The organism is Thiocapsa sp. (assembly GCF_011390875.1).
In the GTDB taxonomy this organism is placed as follows: domain Bacteria; phylum Pseudomonadota; class Gammaproteobacteria; order Chromatiales; family Chromatiaceae; genus Thiocapsa.
Map to the genome: position 1 here is coordinate 1 of NZ_JAABRP010000045.1, position 21,217 is coordinate 21,217.

Annotated in this window: 18 protein-coding genes; 2 read left to right on the plus strand and 16 right to left on the minus strand. The window is 62.3% G+C overall.

From position 1 onward, the window contains the following. The 16 genes from GPT33_RS05300 to GPT33_RS05375 form a co-directional block, all read right to left on the minus strand. A partial coding sequence (locus GPT33_RS05300; RefSeq protein ID WP_296806280.1) for a hypothetical protein occupies window positions 1-510 on the minus strand: 510 nt, incomplete at its 3' end. Further along, window positions 500-2,155, minus strand: a complete 1,656-nt coding sequence (locus tag GPT33_RS05305; protein ID WP_296806281.1) for an oligosaccharide flippase family protein — start codon at window positions 2,153-2,155, stop codon at window positions 500-502. The genes GPT33_RS05305 and GPT33_RS05300, both read right to left, overlap by 11 nt. A gap of 208 nt (window positions 2,156-2,363) precedes the next feature. Beyond that, entirely contained in the window at window positions 2,364-3,158 is a 795-nt protein-coding gene (locus tag GPT33_RS05310) for a hypothetical protein (protein ID WP_296806282.1), read from the minus strand. Between the two features lie 62 nt (window positions 3,159-3,220). Next, on the minus strand, window positions 3,221-4,597 hold the full coding sequence (locus GPT33_RS05315) for an O-antigen ligase family protein (RefSeq protein WP_296806283.1): 1,377 nt from the start codon (window positions 4,595-4,597) through the stop codon (window positions 3,221-3,223). Window positions 4,598-4,636: 39 nt separating this feature from the next. Further along, window positions 4,637-5,242 (minus strand): acyltransferase, encoded by a 606-nt coding sequence (locus GPT33_RS05320; protein WP_296806284.1) that lies wholly within the window; start codon window positions 5,240-5,242, stop codon window positions 4,637-4,639. 40 nt (window positions 5,243-5,282) lie between these two features. Further along, the gene (locus GPT33_RS05325; RefSeq protein WP_296806285.1) at window positions 5,283-6,293 is read right to left on the minus strand and encodes a glycosyltransferase; all 1,011 of its coding nucleotides are present in this window, start codon (window positions 6,291-6,293) and stop codon (window positions 5,283-5,285) included. Further along, window positions 6,290-7,348, minus strand: coding sequence for a glycosyltransferase family 4 protein (locus GPT33_RS05330; protein WP_296806286.1), 1,059 nt, complete (start codon window positions 7,346-7,348; stop codon window positions 6,290-6,292). Before GPT33_RS05330 ends, GPT33_RS05325 begins: the two co-directional genes overlap by 4 nt. Then, window positions 7,345-9,462, minus strand: coding sequence for a hypothetical protein (locus GPT33_RS05335; RefSeq protein WP_296806287.1), 2,118 nt, complete (start codon window positions 9,460-9,462; stop codon window positions 7,345-7,347). Before GPT33_RS05335 ends, GPT33_RS05330 begins: the two co-directional genes overlap by 4 nt. Window positions 9,463-9,523: 61 nt before the next feature. Further along, a complete protein-coding gene (locus tag GPT33_RS05340) occupies window positions 9,524-10,570 on the minus strand; it encodes an SLBB domain-containing protein (RefSeq protein ID WP_296806288.1) in 1,047 nt (348 codons plus the stop codon). Between the two features lie 48 nt (window positions 10,571-10,618). Continuing rightward, complete coding sequence (locus tag GPT33_RS05345; protein ID WP_296806289.1) at window positions 10,619-10,960, minus strand: STAS domain-containing protein; 342 nt, start codon at window positions 10,958-10,960, stop codon at window positions 10,619-10,621. Between the two features lie 110 nt (window positions 10,961-11,070). Beyond that, window positions 11,071-11,439 carry an Hpt domain-containing protein gene (locus tag GPT33_RS05350; RefSeq protein ID WP_296806290.1) on the minus strand — a complete coding sequence of 123 codons (369 nt, stop codon included), beginning with the start codon at window positions 11,437-11,439 and terminating at the stop codon, window positions 11,071-11,073. A 237-nt stretch (window positions 11,440-11,676) separates the two neighbouring features. Continuing rightward, window positions 11,677-12,873 carry a SpoIIE family protein phosphatase gene (locus GPT33_RS05355; protein WP_296806291.1) on the minus strand — a complete coding sequence of 399 codons (1,197 nt, stop codon included), beginning with the start codon at window positions 12,871-12,873 and terminating at the stop codon, window positions 11,677-11,679. 149 nt (window positions 12,874-13,022) lie between these two features. Then, entirely contained in the window at window positions 13,023-15,536 is a 2,514-nt protein-coding gene (locus GPT33_RS05360) for a glycogen/starch/alpha-glucan phosphorylase (protein WP_296806292.1), read from the minus strand. 148 nt (window positions 15,537-15,684) lie between these two features. Next, window positions 15,685-17,592, minus strand: a complete 1,908-nt coding sequence (locus GPT33_RS05365; RefSeq protein WP_296806293.1) for an ATP-binding cassette domain-containing protein — start codon at window positions 17,590-17,592, stop codon at window positions 15,685-15,687. Window positions 17,593-17,685: 93 nt separating this feature from the next. Beyond that, entirely contained in the window at window positions 17,686-19,209 is a 1,524-nt protein-coding gene (locus GPT33_RS05370) for a YifB family Mg chelatase-like AAA ATPase (protein ID WP_296806294.1), read from the minus strand. A 22-nt stretch (window positions 19,210-19,231) separates the two neighbouring features. Then, window positions 19,232-19,498: an accessory factor UbiK family protein gene (locus GPT33_RS05375; RefSeq protein ID WP_296806295.1), complete on the minus strand. Its 267-nt coding sequence runs from the start codon at window positions 19,496-19,498 to the stop codon at window positions 19,232-19,234. Between the two features lie 512 nt (window positions 19,499-20,010). Between GPT33_RS05375 and GPT33_RS05380 the strand changes: the two genes are divergently transcribed. Together GPT33_RS05380 and GPT33_RS05385 are read left to right on the plus strand one after the other, a co-directional pair. After that, a complete protein-coding gene (locus tag GPT33_RS05380) occupies window positions 20,011-20,793 on the plus strand; it encodes a TorF family putative porin (protein ID WP_296806296.1) in 783 nt (260 codons plus the stop codon). Window positions 20,794-20,870: 77 nt separating this feature from the next. Beyond that, a complete protein-coding gene (locus tag GPT33_RS05385) occupies window positions 20,871-21,209 on the plus strand; it encodes a P-II family nitrogen regulator (RefSeq protein ID WP_007194091.1) in 339 nt (112 codons plus the stop codon). The last annotated feature ends 8 nt before the right edge of the window (window positions 21,210-21,217 follow it).

Below are 21,217 nucleotides of genomic sequence, written 5' to 3' on the forward strand. Positions count from 1 at the left end.
GCGCAGGCCTGTCGCTGAGCGCGACGGGAAGAGCCGAAGGTCACGCGCGGCGGCCCGCCAGCCTGCGGGATTATCGGGGATCAGCACCCGGAAGGCCGGCCAGTCCGGATAGGCTCGCCAACGGCCGACGGGTGTCAGTCCAGCCGGTATCGTGTCGGCCTTCAGACCGAGGAAGCGGCATAGGACACCACCCGGCCGCAGGTGGCGCCCGGCCGCGATGTCGTCTGAGAAGACAAGATCATAGGTGCCCTCGGGCGCCTCGATTCGGCGCACGCGCTCGGGTGCCGCAAGGGCGGCCATCGCCGCAAGCGTCGTCTCCTGCAATCTGTCGTGCGGGGGCTCGACGACCAGATCGATCGTGCCGAGCTCGCCTGCGAGATGGGGGAGAAAGGCCGGCTCCAGCACTCCAATGACCAGGGTGCGGATCTCGGGTCCGAGCGGAAGCAGCAGCTTGAAGTCCGCGAGCCGATAGTCTTCGACTCGCGCCGAGACGCGCACATCAGTGCTCATTCGGATGCCCTCTGTTGCGTTGACGTCGAGCACCGCCCAAACGTCCCACCAAACCCCTGACTTTACCGGCGACGAAGTGCTTTTCGCCCGCATCGAGCTGGACGAGCCACAGGAAGGCCGCCTGGAGTGCGCAGTAGACGATGCCGGCGACCAAGACCAGCAGGACGCTGCCCCAACGATCGTCGCCGACCGACTCGATCCAGGGTCGAGCCAGCAGATAGAGAACGAACCCGGTCAGATAGGGCCAGAGACCGGGCAGGAGTGCGTCGCGCATGAAACGGTACTGACCCAGCGCCAGGAACCGATTGGTATAGACCATGTAGATCAACGCGCTCAGGATCATGGCCAGGGCAACTGCCACGGTGATGACGACGACATCGATCCCGAAGAGCAGGAAGCCGCCGCCGACCAGGATGATCACCAGCGCCAGCTGGGACAGCGGGTAGATCAGCTCGCGTGCCGGGATGCCCATGCCGCGATAGATGTTCGAGGCCGGACCGGTCAGGACGTTGAGCTGGAAGGGCAGCGTGAAGCAGGCCAGGATCAGCGGGGCCAGCGCCAACTCGGGATTCGGTCCCAGCCAGGCGACCATCAATGGCGCGGCGAAGGCGGCCATGAAGCCCATCATTATACCGGTTACGAGGTTTATGTAACGTGTGCTGTTAATATACAAGCCCAGCAACTCCTCGCTGCGCTCCTGCGTGTGCATGTAAGATGTGGCAGGAAGAAAGACAGCATTCATTGAAGAGGGAATTGATGTCGCCATCATGGGAAGCTTTTGGGCCGCATCAAAGAGTCCTGTTGCCTGGACGTTGATAAAAAATCCGGCAATCAATTTCTCGATCGAACGTAAGAACATGCCGAGGAAGCCCGAAATCTGCACGATTCCCCCGTATCCATAGAACAGTGCTAGATCTCGACGATTGACACTCCTCAGCGAAAGTCGAAGTTCTGGAATATAGCGAAAACAAAGCCACATGTTCACGGCAATCGATATCAGATACCGAATCATGAACGCGTATAATAGACCGAAAATTCCGAGTCCCGCAATCAGGAAAGCGATAATCAATAGAGTCTCCAGCATGAACGATGCGACCCAAACCTGATTCTGCTGTACGATTCTTTGAAGGCCTGTCAGTACATAGGAGAAAGCGCCCCAGCTCATCACCAACACATACATTGCTGCAGTGCTGAAGATCAATATGAAGGCAGGGTTTCTCAACTCCGGCGAGACTGACATGGCCTCGATCACCGCTGGCAAACCAAACCAAACAACCACTAAGATCAGCACCCCGACCAGGCTGACCACTGTCAACCCGGTTGACACAAGAGGGCCGATTCGATGTTCTTCGCCCTGGGCGTGGAACTGAGCGACATAGCGTATATATACATTCGAGACGCCAAACGATCCCATGCCCATATACCCGATCAGAATGAAACAGATCGCCCAGATTCCGTATTCTTCCAGCGTGAGATAGCTAAGAATAATCGGCGGTAAAAAAAACCGCGAAACGAGGTAAAGGATCTTCGCGCCGACGGAGCTGAAAACGTTTCGACTTACTAGTTGATTCAGACTGCGCCGACCAAGTACTCCGTCAGCCGATTCGGTCTGCTGGTTTGCCCTCGATCCACCGGTTTCCGTCATGTCTTAACTCGCTTTCGTTACGGCTCAAGTAGATTGATTGGTCACGTGGCCTTGCACGTAACTCAGCGCACTTAAAGAATCAGTGGCTCGTGACACCCCCTCCGCGGTAGCGCGCATGCCTCATAGCGCTCTTTACCGCGATGCCCGACGTCCATGCAAGGCCGGTCATTTCGGGGCGCCGTATGGCGCTAACGGCATTGATCAGTGCTTATAGGCGATCTTCTTCAAGATAGAGTTCATGTGGGCCTCCTTTCAAATACTCCCTGAGTTCTTCGTAATTCTCGACAAGGTCGCGAATGGATTGAGGCAGAATCTTCTTATGCTCGCTCTTGATCGCGATAGGCTCGACGCCAAGAAATTCGAAAACGCGGCGATTATATTCGAATATCGACTCTTCGTTTGTGAAATAGTCTTCGTATCTGATCGATAAAACACTGTGATTCGCAAGCGATGTCATAACAGATTGCTCGTGCGCGACCTCCTTATCCATCACGGCCAGCGATTTTTTCAGATGATCAAGGTCGATAATTCCTTTCTCCACGGCAACGGCTTTCTCGCTTGCTGCAATCCGCGTTTTCCTCATGAAAACACCGGACAGATAGCGTTTGAGAAGGTTCTCGCGACGCAGGTAGATAACTGCTATTTCATGGCGCGATACGTAAAAATCCGTGACCTCGGCATTTTTGACGCTTAAAAAGAAATCCTTTGTTCCTACGCTTGCCACATCGCGATACTTTTTAAAGTGAACGGGTTTGTTGGATTTCCAATGGGCATGAGCGGAATAAATCTGCCCTGCGTAAAATACCGCCCTATTTTGATAGAATGCTTGGAGATACTGCTCGACCGTCCAAGGGCAGATTCGACAGCCTATCTGCCATTTGTAAGGCGCGATCATCGGCGCCAGAATTTCGCCATAATTGACGAGGCAGGGGTGGCGGTTCAGTACATTGGTCAGGTAATTGCTTCCACTTCGTCCACTCGTCAAAATGATATGGTTTTGCATTGGTCTACCCAGTATTATGTCTGTTTGCCGATCCTGTCGAGTCAGCGATTTAGAATACGCGACTAGGCCATAATGCGAGAGAATCGGTACGGTGGTTTTTGTTCTGGAGCCACGCTTGATTCACCGCCGATGCCTTCTACTCCGGAGTTTAGATATCCCACCGACCACCCTGTGATTAGAAACAGCAAAGGAACTGCTTGAAGGCCGAGGTAGACAGTCGCAATCGAGAAGAAGATTGCAAGGTAAATGCCGGCAAGTGTGAAAGCAAGCGAGCTGCCTCTCGGTTCAGATAACGGCTGACGCATGCCGTGTGCAATCAAGCGAATAAGCATAATCAGCATAATCGCCAACAAGGTCAGCACCGCTATCAATCCATGCATCAAAAGCAATAAAAGATAATAATTGTCGATGGACGGCATCCCGGGGACTTTGGGCCAGTCGTTTAACCCCCAACCAAACCAGATCTTTTCTCCGGCGATTTCGGAGTATTTGGTTAAGAGCTCCCAACGATAAGCGGCGGACTCTTGTGCGACTGTCTCGGCGCCATGGCGCCCAACCGAGACGTAATCCAGAAACCAGATCACTCCGGGGACGCCTACAAAGACCAAAAGCCCAACTACAACGGCGATCGCGGCAGTACGCTGGCGCGACCGTCCGATCATGACAAGCAAGGCGGCTAGGATCGCGGCTATCCAGGGGCCCCGGACCATGGTCATCAATACGCCGGCCAAGATACCGAGTGTAATGAGGCGACCCTGACTGATCGGTAGCCAGCGAGCAAAGCGGGGTTTCGGCTCCCAAGCGCCGCTCCATTCGAGCCAACGCTGGATGCGGTAGCCGACGACTAAGACAATGCCGGCCAGAATAGCGTGGCCGTAAGGCCCGGCGACCCGCGCGAAACCCCAGCGAAAGGTCGTGACCCAGCGCGCCTGACCCGGAAAGAAGGGATCCAGGATCATACGCCAGGGCGTCGTGCCGAAGCGGAATTCATAAACCGAGACCACCGAAATGATAAAGAGACAGACCACCAAGGTCTTTGCGAACCGGACCCGATTTCCCGCAGGCTCGACCAAACTCTTGGCGAAGATATAGGGAAGGACCACCCAGGTCAGCATATTGAACATCAGGTTCTGGGCGTCGCTGTAACCCGAGGCGCGATACTCGGAGATGCTCGCAGTGAGTGCAAAACCGAAGACTAGGAGGTCCATCGGATCGAAACGATAACCCGGCATGCCGCGTGTGAAGAAGGCGACGGCTGTCCCGATGGCGGCGGATTGTCCGAAGGTCGGGTCGGGTAAGCCGGGGGCCATCCAACGATAGTATTCGGGAAGCAGCAGCATCGTCGGCAAGTAGACCATCAGGAATGCTGCATGAGGTCCCCGGGTCAGGCCGATCCAAGCGGAGAGAAAACCCGGAATGAGGGCGATGATTGCTAGCACGGGGACGGCGCGCTCGGGCGACGCTGGTTGGCGACTCGATCACGCCGCCGCGGGAGCGCCCGGCGCCGGTCGCACCACGCGGGCAGGGACGCCGACCGCGACCGCGCCGGCCGGGATATCCCGGGTCACCACGGCGTTGGCGCCGATCACGGCACCGTCGCCGATCGAGACCCCCGGAAGCACGGTGACCCCGCGCCCGATCCAGACCTGGCGCCCGATCTCGATCGGACGGCTCTCATGTCCGGACCAACGCAGCGCACCATCCGTCCCGGTACGATGGTTGGCGTCACGGATGCTGCTGTATTCGCCGATCATGCTGCCCTCGCCGATGTGGATCCGCTCGAAGGCGACCAGATGGACCCCGCGCGAGATGACCACCTCGTCGCCGATCCGGATCTCGCCCGTGCTTTGGGTCTCGAGGTAGAGGCCGGGGTAGAGATAGAGCTCACGGCCCAAGCGGATGTTGCCGGTGCCGTGGATCTCGGGGACACCGAGCACGACCACCGAGGGATCCAGCGGGCACGTGATTCGCTCGCGCAGACGTGCATGGCTCCAAAGGCGCTTGAGGGGCTCCAGAAGCCGACGTCGCAGCCGCGCGAGGGGAGTCAGCGCGGCAACCGCGAGACCTTTGATGCCTTTGCTCATTGCGCGTCCTCCAATGCCTCGTACGCGACCGACATTCTGGCTACTTATACTCGATCAAGCGTCTTCGGCGTCCGGCGCGACGATCGCGGTAATAACTTAACTGACCCATCAGAATCGGGATCTGCTGCAGGTGCGAGTGCACCCCGTAGAGCAGCCGGGTGACCAGGTTCGGGTCCTTCCACTCCACTCGACGCGCGGTGCGCACGATCAGGCCCAGGTAGAAGGCAACAGGCAGCAGCAGCGGCCAGAGGCTCATCTGGACGACGGCGAGAACGATCCCGCCCAGTGCGGCAAGAATCAGGATGGCCGCGTGGATTCGATTGCGACGAACCTCCGCCGACCAAAGCGGATAGTCGCTGTCCCGGAATCGCGATGCGACCTCCGCATAAGCATGGCCGGCCCGTTCGGCACGACGCCAATACTGATCCCAGCGGGTCATCGCGAGATCATGCAGGGTCATGGGCTGGTCGATGTGCTCGATGCGGTAACCGAGCGAACGCAGCCGCTGACAGAGCTCGGGTTCCTCCCCGGCGATCAGGCGCTCGTCGAAGCCATTCACGCGCTCCAAGGAGGCGCGGCGCATGAGTGCGTCGCCGCCGCAGAATTCGCTCGGCCCGGGCGGATAGATCCAGTCCAGATCCAGCACCCGGTTGTAGATCGACGCCTCCGGGTGCAGCTCGCGTCGGTGCCCCCAAACAACGGCGACGTTTGGATCCTTCAGCAGCGGCAACGCGCTCGCGACGAAATCCGGATCCAGGATGGTGTCGCCATCCAAAAAGAGGATCACCGGTGCCTGTGCCGCACGCCACCCGGCATTGCGCCCGAGCGCGGCGGAGGGACGTTGCGGATGCACCACGATGACCTGCGCCCCGAATGCGCGGGCCCGTTCGGCGCTGCCGTCCTTGGAGTCCGAGTCCACGTAGATGATCTCGATCCGGCCGCGGACTCCGCGAATCGCCTGCACGGAACGCAGACAGCGCATGAGGCGCGATCCTTCGTTGCGGCCGATGACGACGACCGAGAGTGCACAGCCGGCTCCGTTCGGGTTCATGTCGAGACTCCATTGAAAAGCCGCCGATAATCGGCGATGCGTGCCGCAGCGGAGAAGCGGGTCGCCAGCTGCCGATCGGCGCCCGCGACCAAGCCGTTGAGTGTGTCGGTGTCTGCGCCACCGATGGCCGCGAGACGGTGCGCGAGGGCGTCGGCGTCGTCGGCGCGAAACCGCAGACCGCTCACCCCGTCGTCGACCAAGGATCCGGCGCCACCGTTGTCCGGGACCAAAACGGGTACGCCGGCCGCCATCGCCTCGAGGATCGCAAGCCCGAACGGCTCGACGGGGCACAGATGCAGGAGCAGGTCGCTGCGGGCCAGCTCGCCCGGGACATCGTCCGAGAAGCCGGCGAAGGTGACGTTCGGATGGGTCCTTTCGGCGCGCGCGCGCAGGACGTCCAGATCCCATCCGGTACCGAGGATCCGAAACGCGAACGTCCTCGGCTCCGTGTGACGGTCGAGGCAGTCCAGCAACAGATCGATGCGCTTGATCGGGTCCACGCGCGACACGATCAGGACGCGCCGGATACCTGCGACGTCGAACGGCGCGCGTCGCGGTCGCGAGGCGACATCTTCGGGGCTCAGGAAATTCTCGATCACCTGGATCCCCGAGGCTCGAACCCCGTTTGCAATCAAACGCTCGCGCACATAGTCGGAGACCGCGACGAAGCGGATCCCGGCATGATTCAGGAGCTTCTTACGCCCGTAACTGTCGCGTTCGTCGGTCCCGCCGTGGACCATGTGGATATGGACGCCGGGCCGCCGATAGAGGGCGTTGAGCGCAACGAAGAGGAGCGAATGCGTGACCGCCGTCGCGGCGAAGGAGACCTCTCGGTGCCTCGCCAGCTCGCGACGAATCAGGGCGGCGAGATCTCGAGGCCCCGCAAAGGCGACACCGGGTATCCCGCGTCGAGCCGATTCCGCGAGCGCCGGCCCCTGCGGCGCGCACAGCAGCGGCTCGACGTCCTCGCGCAGCCCTTCCAGCGTCGCCAAGGCCATGCGCTCGGTTCCGTAGAGATTGCCGCTGTGCAGGGCGTACAAGAGCCGGGGCTTCATGTGGGTGCTCCATTGCGTCCGTGTTGTGTCTTCGCGAGTAGAGACCTTCGATATTCCTTCAGGATGGCCCCGTAATAGCCGCCGCCCAGAAAGACCGTAAGACCGGTCATGATTAGGCCCACGGCCGGAGGCGATGCCTTCTCGAGCCGTGCGGCCGAGCCCTTCACCTCGCCGATTTGTGCCAACCGTGCCCGCACCACCAGCCAAGTTGCGTCGCAGATTCCGGCCAGATACTCGGTGTCGGCGGAAAGTCGGATGGGTGCCGCGTCGATGAGCACCATGTCGTAATCGGCGTCCAGGCGCTCGAGGAATCCCTGCAGATGGCGACACTCGCTCAGTTGACCGTCCACCGACTCTCCGGTCCCGATCCGATCGGGCAAGGTCGCATCTCCCGGCACGATCGCCGCCGAGGGCTTGAGATCGTCTCTGAGGATGTCCAACAAACCGGGCCGTTCCGGTGTTGTTCGGTAGCGCGCGTCGGTGACGAATAGATTCGCCTCGACGACCAGGACGCGCAAACCTTGTCGTTCAAGCTCGCACGCCAAGTCGAGCACGATCGTGGTCGCACCGCAACCATGGCGAACGGCCGTGACAAGCAGTCGGCGCACACCGTTTGCGTCGCGCTCGCGTCTGAGTGCAAGGGCGAGCCGTCGCATCTGATCGGCGAGCAGCGCTCGATGTGCCGGATCCGAGGAGGGCTCGAGAAAGGCCGCCAAGGGCGGAATTCCGACGAGCGATTGGACCTGGCGACTCGTCTGGACACGCCGGTCGAGCAGGTCGACCGCGATTGCCGCCACCAGGCCCAAGATGCCGCCGAGCGCGGCGAAGATCACGGCCAGTTTGGTACGCCCGCCGCTCACCGGCTGGATCGGCGGCATGGCCCAGGTCGAAACGCGGATGAAGCCGGGTGCGCTGGCCTCGAGCTCCAGGAACTCGACGCGATCGTCGATCGCGTCCAACGCCTTGCGCTCGCGTGCGATCTCGTTGTTGACCTCAAGTGCATCGTTGTAGTGGGTTGCGAACCAGGCGGCTTGGTCCTGTTGCTCGCGAAGCTGGGCGCGCAACACCTCCTCTACCGTGGCACGTTCGCGCACGCGCGCCCTGCGCTCATCCAGAAGCATCGCGGATTTTTCGGCGATCAGCTGCGCCGAGGCGCTCCTGACCTCGTTCTCCAGATCATCGAGCTCGCGCTGCGCGATGCGTCTGACCGGGTGGTTCTCCGTGAGTCCGGTGGTCTGCTCGAGGACCTCGCTGCGTCGCTTGTAGAGATTGGCCTTAAGGCTGGTGAGCCCGGGATCCTTCGAGGCCAGCTCGCTCGCCGCCGCGGATAATGCCAGCCGGGCTGAATCGCCGCCCGTTGCAGCGTCGTAGGTCGCCAGCTCGGCATCCGCAGAGATACGCGCACGCTCGGCTTGCAACAGGGCGCTCGTGCTTTCGATCAAGAGGGTATCGTAGGGATTGAGCGCGCCCTCGACGAAGGTGGTGACACCCAGGGTCTGCGCCAGCTCGCCGCGCTGCGCCGTAAGCTCCTGGATCCGCAGGACATGTGCCGCCCGGCGCGCAGAGAGGATCTCGATGCGATCCTCGCCGGCATAGATCTCTTCCTTTTTTGCCTTTTCCAGGTAGACCTTCACGACGCTGTTGACGATCTCGTCGAGGCCGTTAGGATTCTCCGATTCGAGGCTGACCGTGATCAGATAGGTATCTCGGACTTCGCGGACCTGCAGTTGCTGCTGCAGGCGCTCGGCGGCTTGCCGATCGGACTCATCGGGCCCGCGCCAAAGGGCGGCACCGCGCTCGCCGACCCGCTCGAGCGCCTCCAAGACGATGTCGTAGCGGTTGACGGTGCGCGCCTGCTGCTTCATGAACTGCTGGAACTGGGTGAAGGACTGGAACTCCAGCTCCTTGGAGTCTTCCAGGATATTGGCGAACCGAGGCGCGACATAGATCACCGCCGTGGCGCGATAGACCGCGGTGCCCTTGATGTAGGCGACATAGGTCCCGCCGACCGCGACGATGAACGCAATCAGGAAGACTAAGAGCTTGTGATTCCAGATGCTGTCGAGCGGTTGGAAGGCACCGGAGGAGACGGGTTGGGTGGGCGGAGCGCTCACGGACGGGCCTCCGCGTCGTCGCACGGCCAAAGCGGCGCTCGTCTGTGGGCAAGGCGACTCATCAATCGCCGCTCATCAGCTGATTGATGATCAGAATCGAGCTGAACGGATTGAAGTTTTCCAGGACATATCCGATCTGCGAGATGCCGCTGCGCGGCACATAAACAATATCGCCCTCCTTCATGACGACGTTCAGCCCCGGATCCGGTTTCAGAATCTCCATGAAGGAGAAACTGAAATTGACTCGATCCGCCGGACGGATGACATGAATCCGATTAAGGTTCGCATCCCGCGTGGGACCGCCGGCCTGGCTCAGTGCATCCAGGAACGACATCTGGGGCGTCAGGCGATAGACGCCCGGGGTCTCGACCTCGCCGAGGACATAGACCGGTGTGTCCGTGGAATCCGGAATGTAGACGATGTCGTTGCGCTGCAATCGGATGTTCAGCGACAGGTCGCCGGTGAGCAGGCGCGCGACATCGACCCAGAGGATGCTGTCGCCGCGAATCACGGCGCAGCGCGTCAAGAGCTGCTCGGGACGCAGGAGCGGCAGGCCGCCGGCTTGGGCCAGCGTTTCCAGAAGATTCGGCGGGGTGTCGAACTGCAGGACGCCCGGATTCTCGACACGCCCGAGGACGACGATTCGATTCGAGCCGTAGCGTGTCACGCCGACCGTCACCGAGAGATCGAAATAGTAGGGCGCGAGCGCCTCGACCACCCGTGAGGCGGCTTCTTCGCGCGTTAGACCGCCGATGAGGACAGGGCCGGCAAAGGGTACCGTGATGATGCCGTCGGGGCCCACAAGATGCGGCCCCGAAATCTCGGGACGGGCCGCCACCGAGACGACGAGCTCGTCACCGGGACCGAACCGATAAACGGGCTCGCCTGCTTGCTCGAATTGCTTGAGGAGCTCGAAGCTTGATGCCTCGATCCGCCGTTCAGGCACTTCGAAGTCAGATGCCGCAGACGGGGTGGAACCGGGGACGATCTCCCAAGCGCCGCATCCGCTCAGAATGGACGTAAACAGAATGCCGAGCCCGATTTCGATCATGCGATTCGAAAGGGGGCGCAGGCGCCCGAGTCGGCGCGATGCCCCGATCCCGATCACGTGCCTGACCTCGTTCATCCGGACGGGTGTTTGCCCGGCACTGTCGACCTAACCCATTCGCGCGGCGGCGACCTCTGCGTCGTCGAAGATCTCGAAGACCTGCTGCAGGCGGGTCAGCTCGATGAGCGCGCGAACGGAGGGCGTGAGTCCGGCCAAGGAGACGTTGCCGCCGCTGCCGCGTGCCGCCTTGAGTGCGGAGATCAGCACCGAAAGGCCGCTTGAATCGCAGAATGTCATCTCCGAGAGGTCAAGGACGAGGCGCGCGTCACCCCGCTCTACGACTTGGAGGATCTCCTGCCGCACGGCTGGCGCCTCGGCGGCGGTTAAGCGTCCGGCGATGGCGACGCTGTCGACGTGGCCGATCTTTCGATAGGTAACGGTTGCCTTCATCCTCTTGTACTCCAGCGGTCGGGGGGGGTCGTTTCCGCCCGGGGATCCGTGCGTTTGCAGGATCGAGTAGGTCGTCGTGCGCCCGAATCAGGTCGGTGTTCCTATGGTGGCTATCCTTCCTTGATACGCTTCTCCAGGCTCTCCTTGACGCGCACGAACTGGTCGTGGGCTGCGGCCGCTTCTGCCGCTGCGCCGGCGAGGACCCCCGAGCGGCCTAGGGTCTCCAGATGCTTGGCGCGGTCGGAGAGAGCCAGCGCGCCGAGAGCCGCGGCGCTCGACTTGAGCGCATGGGCCGCGCGGTGGACCGAATCGGCATCGCCGCGGGCAATGCCTTGATCCAATTGATCGAGCAGGTCGGCCGAGTCCTGGAGAAAACGCCGCACTAAGTCGGGAAAATCGTCCTCCATCAGATCACGGATGTCTTCGAGGACGTTCGTGTCGATGACCGTCTCGATCCGATCTTCTCCTGAACCTGACATGCTGTCCATCCGATATCTGTTGTGGTCGTAGCGCAAGACCCCGGCGGGGCATGAGGGGTCCGAGGCTCTGAGGTGAACGGACCAGCCCGGCCGCTCGCGGATCCAATCCGTCTTGATGTCGGTGATGCTCGGTTGCGCGGCGAGGTGATCGCACCTAAGGATAGCGCTCTGCACAGGCGTTGGGCAGTGTCCTGGTTCACTTTCCGGGGCAGCGGGTTCACGCCGGCGCCGGATCGTTCATCGCCGCTCGAGCACCAACAGCGAGATGTCGTCCTCGATCTCTCCCGTTCCGCGCCAGCTTCGCAGCGTCTCGTCCACGCGCGTCGTCAAGGTTGCCGGAGGCGTATCGATGCAGTCGCCGGCGAGGCCGATCAAACGCTCGAGCTCAAAGCTCTCACCGTCGGCGTTGCGACAGTCCGTGATGCCGTCCGAGTACAGGATCAGTCGGTCCCCGGACTCGAGCGTGAAGCCGACCGAGTCGTAGGGGACGCCTTCGAGCATCCCGACGGCAAACCCGCCGTGTCCGACCTGCTCGACGCGTCCGTCGCGTCGCGCCAGCAGCGGATGAGGGTGACCCGCCTGACACAGCTCGCCGCGCCCCGAATCGGTGTCGATGTAGCCGTACACCATGGTGAAATAGGGTGCGTTCTCGCCGGATTGGAAACGCCGGTTGAGGTCGGCGACGACGGTATCCGGCGCTTTGACGCGAATTTCGCCTCCGGGCGGAGCGACCAAATGGCCCTCGCCAAGCTCCGCGGACAGGGTTCGACTCAGGGTGACCGACATCATTGCCGAGGGCACGCCATGTCCGGCGACGTCGAGGTGATAAAACCCCAGATCGCGGTCGTTCAAACGGAAAAAGTCGAAGATGTCTCCGCCGATCTCGGTTGCGGGCAGGAACAGCCAGGCCAAGGCCACGGCAGGCGACACGTTCGGATCTTTCGGCAAGAGGCTGGCCTGCAGGGCCGCCGCGGCACGGAGATCCTGCTCGATCCGGTCGAGCGCGGCATGGAGCTTGCCGTTGGTCTCTTCGAGCTTGCTGTTGCGTGCGGCGAGTTGGCTTTCGAGGCTCAAAATGCGCTCGGCGGCACGCAGCCGCACACGCAGCTCTTCGAAATTGAACGATTTGGTTAGAAAATCATCGGCACCCGCGGTCATGCCTTCGATCAGGTCGTCCTTGTCGTCGCGGGCGGTCAGGAGGATGAAGTAGACGTAATGGTCCCAATGCACGGCGCGGATCCGACTGCATAGCTCCAGTCCGTCGATCTCGGGCATCATCCAGTCGCTGATGACCAGACGGATCGTCTCGCGCTCGAGGATCTCCCATGCCTCGCGGCCGTTGCTGGCTGTCACGACCTCATGCCCCCAACGCTTGAGCAGGCGCCCGAGGATCTCCCTCGCGTCGCTTGCGTCATCGGCAATCAGGATACGCATGGTGGCTGGTCGTCCCCTCTGAGGATTGGCTCAGAGCGCCTTATACCATAGGCGCGAAGATCGGGATTGCGGGCCGTTTCACGCCGATGGGATCGGCCTGCGGGTCCGACCTCGGGCGTGCTCGTCGAGCGCGTCCGAGGTCGGTGCGTTCAGCCCCCCAAGGACTCGGGCGTGACCGACGTGAGTTTCCAGATGTCGCGGTTGTACTCCGCGATGGTGCGGTCGGAGGAGAAGTGACCGCTGTGGGCGGTGTTGAGGATGCTCATGCGCAGCCAGCGCTCGCGGTCGCGGTAGGCTGCCGAGACCTGTTCCTGGGCGTCGATGTAGCTGCGGAAGTCTGCCGCGGTCATCCAGGGGTCATGGGCGTTGCGGATCGAGAAGATGATCTGATCGAAGATGCCCGGCTCGAACTGGTTGAAGTGTCCGGACTCGAGCAGACTCATGACCTCGAGGAGCGCGGAGTCGCCGGCGATGATGCCGTTGGGGTCATAGTGCGAGCGGCGTGCCTCGACCCCCGCCGCAGTCAAGCCGAAAAGGAAGAAGTGGTCGTCCCCGACTTGCTCGCGGATCTCGATGTTGGCCCCGTCAAGTGTGCCGATGGTGATGGCGCCGTTCATCATGAATTTCATGTTTCCAGTGCCGGAGGCCTCCTTGCCGGCGGTCGAAATCTGCTCGGAGAGATCCGTCCCGGGTGCGATGACCTCCATCAGCGAGACGCAGTAGTCCGGGATGAAGGCGACCCGCAACAGGCCCTCGGTCTCCGGATCGCCGTTGATCGCGCGGGCGACGTTGTTCACCAGCTTGATGATCTGTTTGGCCATCTGGTAGCCGGGCGCCGCCTTGCCGCCGATCAGAACACAGCGCGGCGTCCAGTCCCGCGTGTCGCCGCGCTTGATGCGGTTGTAGAGATGAATCACGTGAAGGACGTTGAGCAGCTGACGTTTGTACTCGTGGATGCGCTTGACCTGCACGTCGAAGAGCGCATCCACGGGAAAGGAGACCCGGCAGACCTGCTCGACAGTGGCGGCGAGGCAGCGCTTGTTGTCCTGCTTGATCCGATGCCAGCGCTCGCGGAAGTCCGCATTCTCGGCATAAGGCGCAAGACGCTCGAGCTGGCCCAGATCACGCACCCATTCGGTGCCGATGGTCTCGTTGAGCAGCTCGCGCAGCCCGGGATTGCACATGGCCAGCCAGCGGCGAGGGGTCACCCCGTTGGTCTTGTTGTTGAACTTATCGGGCCAAAGCTCGTAGAAGTCGCGGAACAGGCCTTCGACGAGCAACTGCGAGTGCAGACCGGCGACTCCGTTGACCGAGAAGCTCCCGACGATTGCCAGGTAGGCCATCCGGACCTGTGACTCGTACCCCTCTTCGATCAGCGACATGCGTCTTTGGCGGTCGTTGTCGCCCGGCCAGCGGGTCGCCACTTCGGCGAGAAAACGGGCGTTGACCTCGTAGATGATCTGCAGGATACGCGGCAGCAGCCGCTCGAAGAGCCGCACGGGCCAGCGTTCGAGTGCCTCGGGCAGCAGGGTGTGATTGGTGTAGGCCATGGTCTTGCGGGTGATGGACCAAGCTTGCGTCCATTCGAGACCGTGGTCGTCCATGAGCTGACGCATCAGCTCGGCAACCGAAACGGCCGGGTGGGTGTCGTTGAGCTGGAAGCAGTTCTTCTCGGCAAAACCGCTGAAATCCTTTCCGTGCAGACGGATCCAGTCGCGCAACACGTCCTTGATGCTCGCGCTGGCCAGGAAGAACTGCTGGCGCAGGCGCAGCTCCTTGCCGTTTTCGCTTGCATCGTTGGGGTAGAGCACCATGGTGATGTGCTCGGCGGCGTTCTTCTGCGCGACCGACTCGGGATAGCTGCCCGAGTTGAACTCGCCGAGATCGAATTCGTCGGTTGCGGCGGCCTTCCACAGCCGCAGGGTATTGATGGTGCCGTTGCGGTAACCGGGGATCGGAATATCGTAGGGAACGGCGAGCACGTCGTTGGTGTTGACCCAGCGCACGACATCGCGACCGCCGTTGTCTTTGTGGGTCTCGGTATGGCCGCCGAACTGGATGCGTTGGGTGAACTCGGGGCGCTCCAACTCCCAGGGGTTGCCGTCGCGAACCCAGTGATCGGGCTCCTCGATCTGGTTGCCGTTCTCGATCAGCTGGCGAAACATCCCGTACTCGTAGTGCAGTCCGTAGCCCCTGACCGGAAGCTGCAGAGTGGCGCAGGAGTCGAGAAAGCAGGCCGCGAGCCGGCCAAGGCCGCCGTTGCCCAACCCGGCGTCGGGCTCGTTGCCGGCGATCTCCTCCAGCGCGATACCCAGGTCATAGAGCCCCTTGGCGGCCGCATCGCCGACCCCGAGATTGAGCATCGCGTTGGAGAGGGTGCGCCCCATCAGGAACTCGAGCGACAGGTAATAGGTGCGCTTGGAGCCGGCGTCTTCATAGGCGTGTCGAGTGCCTTTCCAGCGCTCCATGAGACGGTCGCGCAGTGCGATCGCGAGCGCCTTGTATGGATAGTAGGCGGACTGGCAGTCGCGATCCCGCCCGAAGGTATAGGCGTAGTAGTGCTGGAAATCGCGTGCGATTCCCTCCGGGGTCATCGGCAGCGGGGGGAGGTCGAAGAATTGCTCGTTCGGTCGGGCACTGATGATGTTTTTGAACGGTGACATGGCGCCGTTGGATCCTTGATCGGTTGTGGTTGAGCTCGAGCCGGGCTGCCGATTCGCATCGGGTGCGAAAGGCTTGAACGGTCCGGTCGAGCGGGATGAGTTGCTGAGTGCAGGTCTCCTTGACGGTCTCGTCTAGTCAAATAAGCAACTATCGAGCCTGCTCGATGGCCTCGTTGACCTCGAGCCATGCCTCCTCTGTGGCCTCCAGGTCGGCGCAGACCTGGCGTTGCTCGTCGAGCAGCGCGAGCAATCTCACCTTGGCCTCCGGGGCGTAAAGGTCCTGATCGGCGAGGGTTTGCTCGAGCGCCGCGCGGCGAGCTGCAAGCGTTTCCATGCGTTTCTCCAGTGCTTTCTCCTGCTTTCGCAACGGCTGCAGGGTCTGACGCGCTTGCGCAGCCTGACGACGCTGTTGTTTGCGCTCGTTGCCGTCGGCCGCGCCGCCCGACCCTGCCCCGGTCGCGCGGGTTGGGTCCGAGTTGCGACTCGGGTCGTTGTTGGCCAGCCAGGTCGGGTAGTCGTCCAGATCTCCCTCGAACGGTTGCACCGCTCCGGCGTCGACCAAGAGCAGCGTGTCGGCGGTGACCCGCAGCAGGTGGCGGTCGTGGGAGACCAGCACCAAGGCCCCATCGAATCCCTGGAGCGCTTCGGTCAAGGCATGCCGCATCTCCAGGTCCAGATGGTTCGTCGGTTCGTCGAGCAGCAGCAGATTGGGCCGCTGGCGGATGAGCAGCGCGAGCACCAGTCGCGCCTTCTCGCCGCCCGAAAGCGGGCCGACCGGGCCGAGTGCGCGATCGCCTTCGAAGCCGAATCCACCCAGATAGCTGCGCAGGGCCTGCTCGGTCGCGCCCGGATCCTGACGCCGCAGATGGCCGAGCGGGCTGTCGTCCAAATGCAGCTGGTGGATCTGATGCTGGGCGAAATAGCCGATCTTCAGGGCCTGTGCGCGTTCGACACGCCCGCTCGACGGGGTCAGCTCGCCGGCCAAGATCTTGATGAATGTGGATTTGCCGGCCCCGTTGCGCCCCAGCAGTCCGATGCGATCACCTGGGTTGAGACTGAGGCCGACCCCCTCGATCACGGGCTTGTCGCCGTAGCCTGCCGCGATGTCGTCCAGGCGCAAAAGCGGACGCGGCAGACTTTCGGCCGGAGCGAATTCGAAGCGAAAGGGGGAGTCGACATGGGCCGGGGCGATCAGCTCCATGCGCTCGAGCGCCTTCAGGCGGCTTTGCGCTTGCCGCGCTTTGGTGGCTTGCGCGCGGAAGCGCTCCACGAAACTGCGCATGTGCGCGATCTCGCGCTGCTGGCGCTCGCTTGCGGCCTGTTGCTGGGCGAGCCGCTCGGCCCGTTGGCGCTCGAAGGCCGAGTAGTTGCCCGCATAGAGGGACAACCGCTGACGCTCGAGATGCAGGATGTGTCCGGTCACGGCATCGAGGAAGTCGCGATCGTGCGAGATCAAGAGGAGTGTTCCGGGATACGCCTTCAACCAGCCTTCGAGCCAGATGACGGCGTCGAGATCCAGGTGGTTGGTCGGCTCGTCGAGCAGCAGGAGGTCAGAGCGGCACATTAGGGTGCGCGCCAAGGCGAGACGCATCCGCCAGCCGCCAGAGTAACTGTTGACCGGGCGGCGCTCGTCGCCGGGCGCGAATCCGAGCCCGTGCAGGAGCCGCGCGGCACGGCTTTCGGCTCCGTAAGCGTCGATCGCCTCCAGCCGCCCCAGCAGCTCGCCCTGATGCAGGCCGTCGCCGGCCGCCTCGGCCTGTGCCAATTCGGCCTGGATGCGGCGCAGCTCCGCGTCGCCGTCGAGCACGAAGTCGATCGCCGCACCCTCGCTGTCAGGGGTGTGCTGGGCGACATGGGCGACCTCCCAGCCGGCCGGGATCGTCGCTTGGCCTGCATCGGCGTGGAGATCCCCGAGCAGCAGCGCGAAGAGGCTCGATTTGCCGCAGCCGTTGTAGCCGACCAAGCCGACCTTTTGCCCCGGATAGACGGTGACGTCGGCACCCTCGATCAAGAGGTGCGGACCGCGGCGCAGGCTGAGTGATTGGAGCTGGAGCATGGTGTCGAGTCTAAACCGCGCCCGGCGCGGTATGTGATGTTTTTGGATGGGACCGGCCCCGGCAGACTTGAGGAATGTTGGAGCTGGCGCGGTTTAGGTTGGTGCCGGATTGCCGCGGTCGAGCCGACGGTAACCGATTGCTTCGCCGAGATGCCGTTGCTCGATCCGGGCGAGACCGTCGAGATCCGCAATCGTCCGAGCCACTTTCAGGATCCGGTGGTAGGCCCGCGCCGATAGCGCGAGACGCGTGATTGCCTGTTGGATCATACGTTGGCCGTCGGGCTCAAGGGCGCAGTCGCGCTCGATCTCAGCGGGTCCGAGGACATGATTGGCCTTGCCCGCCCGCGCGATCTGGCGGGCGCGTGCGCTATCCACTCGACCGCGCACGAGCGCTGTCGTCTCTCGCTTCTCCGAGGCGGATTCGCCCAGCCTTGAAAGATCCAGTCTCGGGACCTCGACGTGCATGTCGATCCGGTCGAGCAGCGGCCCCGAGATGCGTCCGCGATAGCGTCCCACCTGGTCGAGGGTACAACGACAGCGCCCGCTGTTGTCGCCGAGATAGCCGCATGGACAAGGATTCATCGCGGCGATCAACTGAAATCGGGCGGGGAAACGTGCCTGTCGTGCGGCCCGCGAGATGTCGATATGACCCGACTCCAAGGGCTCGCGCAAGACCTCCAGGACCTTGCGGTCGAACTCGGGCAGCTCGTCGAGAAACAAGACCCCTTGGTGCGCGAGCGAGATCTCGCCGGGTCGCGGGTTGCTGCCCCCGCCCACCAGCGCGACGCCCGATGCGGTGTGGTGCGGCGAGCGAAACGGGCGCTCGCGCCAGCGCGCCGGGTCGAACAGGTCGCGGTCGCTCACGGAGCGGATCGCCGCCGCCTCCAGCGCCTCCTCCTCGCTCAGCGACGGCAAGAGTCCGGGGAGTCGGTTGGCCAACATCGACTTTCCGGTGCCGGGCGGACCGATCAACATGAGGCTGTGACCGCCCGCGGCAGCGATTTCGAGGGCCCGTTTCGCATGCTCCTGACCCCTGACCTCCGAGAGGTCAGGATAGGCGGGCTCGACGAAAACCCGTTCGCCCGTCACGAAGGTCGGCAATGCACGCGTCCCGTTGAGATGCTCGCACACCTCCATGAGATGCCGCGCCGGCCTTATATCCAGCCCGGAAACCAGCGATGCCTCGGCAGCATTCTCCGCAGGCAAGATGAGCTCGCGATTCGCCTCGCGTGCCGCCACGGCGACGGGCAGGACGCCATTGACGGGCCGCAAGGCCCCCGAGAGGGCCAGCTCGCCGATCCATTCATACCGTTCGAGCCGTTCGGTGGCGATCTGTCCGGAGGCGCCTAGGATGCCGAGCGCGATCGGAAGATCGAAGCGTCCGCCTTCCTTGGGGAGATCCGCGGGGGCCAGGTTGATGGTGACCCGGCCGATCGGAAACTGGAACCGGCCATTCAGCAAGGCGCCGCGCACGCGGTCCTTACTCTCTTTGACCGCCATCTCCGGGAGGCCGACCATCGAGAGATAGGGCAGCCCTCCCGAGAGATGGACCTCGACCGTTACGGCTGGGGCATGGATACCGACCCGCGCTCGGCTGTGGAGGATGCAGAGGGCCACGACCTTGCTCGGTCTCGAGAGGTCAATCCACCCCTGTTCGTGACGGTGTTTGCGCGCGCTCCAGTTCGGCAATGCGCGCCTCGAGCGCCGCCAGTTTCTCGCGACTGCGCGCCAGGACGGCGCACTGGACATCGAACTCCTCGCGGGTGACCAGGTCGAGCTTGTCCAGGCCGGATTCGAGCGATGCTCGGAGATTGCGGCCGATGTCTTCCTGCAACATCTGAATGCCCTTCGGCATCGCCGATGCAAGGCGCTGGGCGAGATCGTCGAGCTGTTTGGGGTCCAACATGGGGTTCCTCCGTACTGCGGTCTTTGCTTGACCCGTAGGTCCAACGTCAATGCGAGGATGTTTGGGTCGATTCCGCGTCGACTCCATCGTCGAGAAAGACGCCGTGTTCAATTTCGCCGCCATTATATACCGAGCGCACCTGCGTTCTTCGCCGCAATGCACACCTCGCGCACGCCGGGTCGGCGCGACTTGTCCAAGCACGCGGAACGCGCCCTGCTTTCCGAAAACGCACCTGTGCTCGTTATCGGCCGGCTCGCGGTTGAAGTCGGTATTGTTGCACGCTTTTGGTGCGGTCGTTCGGCGTGGCGTTCGCTTGTGCTTCGTTTTGGTGCGGCGTGCTGTGGTGTCTTTGTCACATGATGCCGAAATACCTCTTGCTCGGGGCGTGATCGATTATGGCACGTAGTCTGCTTACCCGACATCACATCGTCACAACCGGTGAGGTCACTCGGGCGCCAGCCGGTCTTTTTCAACCTCGCCAGCAAGCCCGCATTTTCGAGAGGCACACAGCAATGACAACACGACGCATCGGAACCGTCTTGGCGTTTGGAGCGCTGACCATGAGCGCCGGCGCCTTCCAGATCGCCGCAGCCAACGAGACGCATAACTTCAGCGCCAATATCGGCGTCGTCAGCAACTACTTTTTCCGGGGCCTGACGCAGACCGACGACGGTCCGGCTGTTCAAGGCGGGGTCGACTACGAGCACAGCAGCGGTTTCTACGCGGGCGCCTGGATCTCCAACGTCGATTTCGGCGACGGTGTCGAGTACGAGGTCGACTTCGACGAGAAGACGTTCGAGGTCGTGGACACCTTCAATTCGCCCGGTTACGAGCTCGATGGCTACCTCGGCTACGGCATGGCCATCAACGACGATCTCAGCTTCGACGTCAACGCCATCTACTACGCCTACCCCGATGGCGAGGATCTCGACTTCGCTGAGCTCGGCGGCAGCGCGACCTGGAAATGGCTCACGCTCGGTTTGGCTTATACGGTTTACGGTCAGGCCGACGATGCCCCCGGCGTTCCTTCCGGCGAAGCGCTCTTTGTCGAAGGCGACTGGTACTACTACGCCGGTCTCGAGTTCGCGCTGCCCTACGATTTCGGGCTCGGAGTTCGCGGCGGCTATTATGATTTCGATTACAACGACGGCGGCAACGACTACGGACATTGGGGCATCACCATCAGCCGCGAGGCCGGTGATTTCGGCACCTTCAGCTTGAATTACGACCAAGTCGGACGTGACACCTACAACGACGACCCGCAGTTCTGGGTCGGCTGGCTGAAGGAATTCTGAACCACCCCGCCTCGCACTCGCGATTCCAATCCCTCGGCCAAGGGTCCGCCCTTGGCCTCTACAGGAGCTCAATTGCAATGAAACTGGTTGCAGCCATCATCAAGCCGTTCAAGCTGGACGACGTCCGCGAGGCACTCGGGGATATCGGTGTCTCCGGTATCACCGTCATCGAGGTCAAGGGTTTCGGTCGCCAGAAAGGGCACACGGAGCTTTACCGCGGTGCGGAGTATGTCGTCGATTTCCTCCCCAAGATCAAGGTGGAGATCGCAGTGGACGACGCGATGGTCGAAAAGGTGATCGAGGCCATCAGCAGTGCGGCCCGAACCGGCAAGATCGGCGACGGCAAGATTTTCGTCTTCGATCTGCAACAAGTTATCCGCATTCGTACCGGCGAGACCGGATCGGACGCACTCTAAGTCGTCGC

Bases quoted from the DNA above. Each gene is read 5' to 3' on its own strand.
- GPT33_RS05305 (WP_296806281.1), bottom strand. From the start codon at position 2,155: ATGACGGAAACCGGTGGATCGAGGGCAAACCAGCAGACCGAATCGGCT.
- GPT33_RS05310 (WP_296806282.1), bottom strand. From the start codon at position 3,158: ATGCAAAACCATATCATTTTGACGAGTGGACGAAGTGGAAGCAATTAC.
- GPT33_RS05320 (WP_296806284.1), bottom strand. From the start codon at position 5,242: ATGAGCAAAGGCATCAAAGGTCTCGCGGTTGCCGCGCTGACTCCCCTC.
- GPT33_RS05325 (WP_296806285.1), bottom strand. From the start codon at position 6,293: ATGAACCCGAACGGAGCCGGCTGTGCACTCTCGGTCGTCGTCATCGGC.
- GPT33_RS05330 (WP_296806286.1), bottom strand. From the start codon at position 7,348: ATGAAGCCCCGGCTCTTGTACGCCCTGCACAGCGGCAATCTCTACGGA.
- GPT33_RS05345 (WP_296806289.1), bottom strand. From the start codon at position 10,960: ATGAAGGCAACCGTTACCTATCGAAAGATCGGCCACGTCGACAGCGTC.
- GPT33_RS05350 (WP_296806290.1), bottom strand. From the start codon at position 11,439: ATGTCAGGTTCAGGAGAAGATCGGATCGAGACGGTCATCGACACGAAC.
- GPT33_RS05355 (WP_296806291.1), bottom strand. From the start codon at position 12,873: ATGCGTATCCTGATTGCCGATGACGCAAGCGACGCGAGGGAGATCCTC.
- GPT33_RS05360 (WP_296806292.1), bottom strand. From the start codon at position 15,536: ATGTCACCGTTCAAAAACATCATCAGTGCCCGACCGAACGAGCAATTC.
- GPT33_RS05365 (WP_296806293.1), bottom strand. From the start codon at position 17,592: ATGCTCCAGCTCCAATCACTCAGCCTGCGCCGCGGTCCGCACCTCTTG.
- GPT33_RS05375 (WP_296806295.1), bottom strand. From the start codon at position 19,498: ATGTTGGACCCCAAACAGCTCGACGATCTCGCCCAGCGCCTTGCATCG.
- GPT33_RS05380 (WP_296806296.1), top strand. From the start codon at position 20,011: ATGACAACACGACGCATCGGAACCGTCTTGGCGTTTGGAGCGCTGACC.
- GPT33_RS05385 (WP_007194091.1), top strand. From the start codon at position 20,871: ATGAAACTGGTTGCAGCCATCATCAAGCCGTTCAAGCTGGACGACGTC.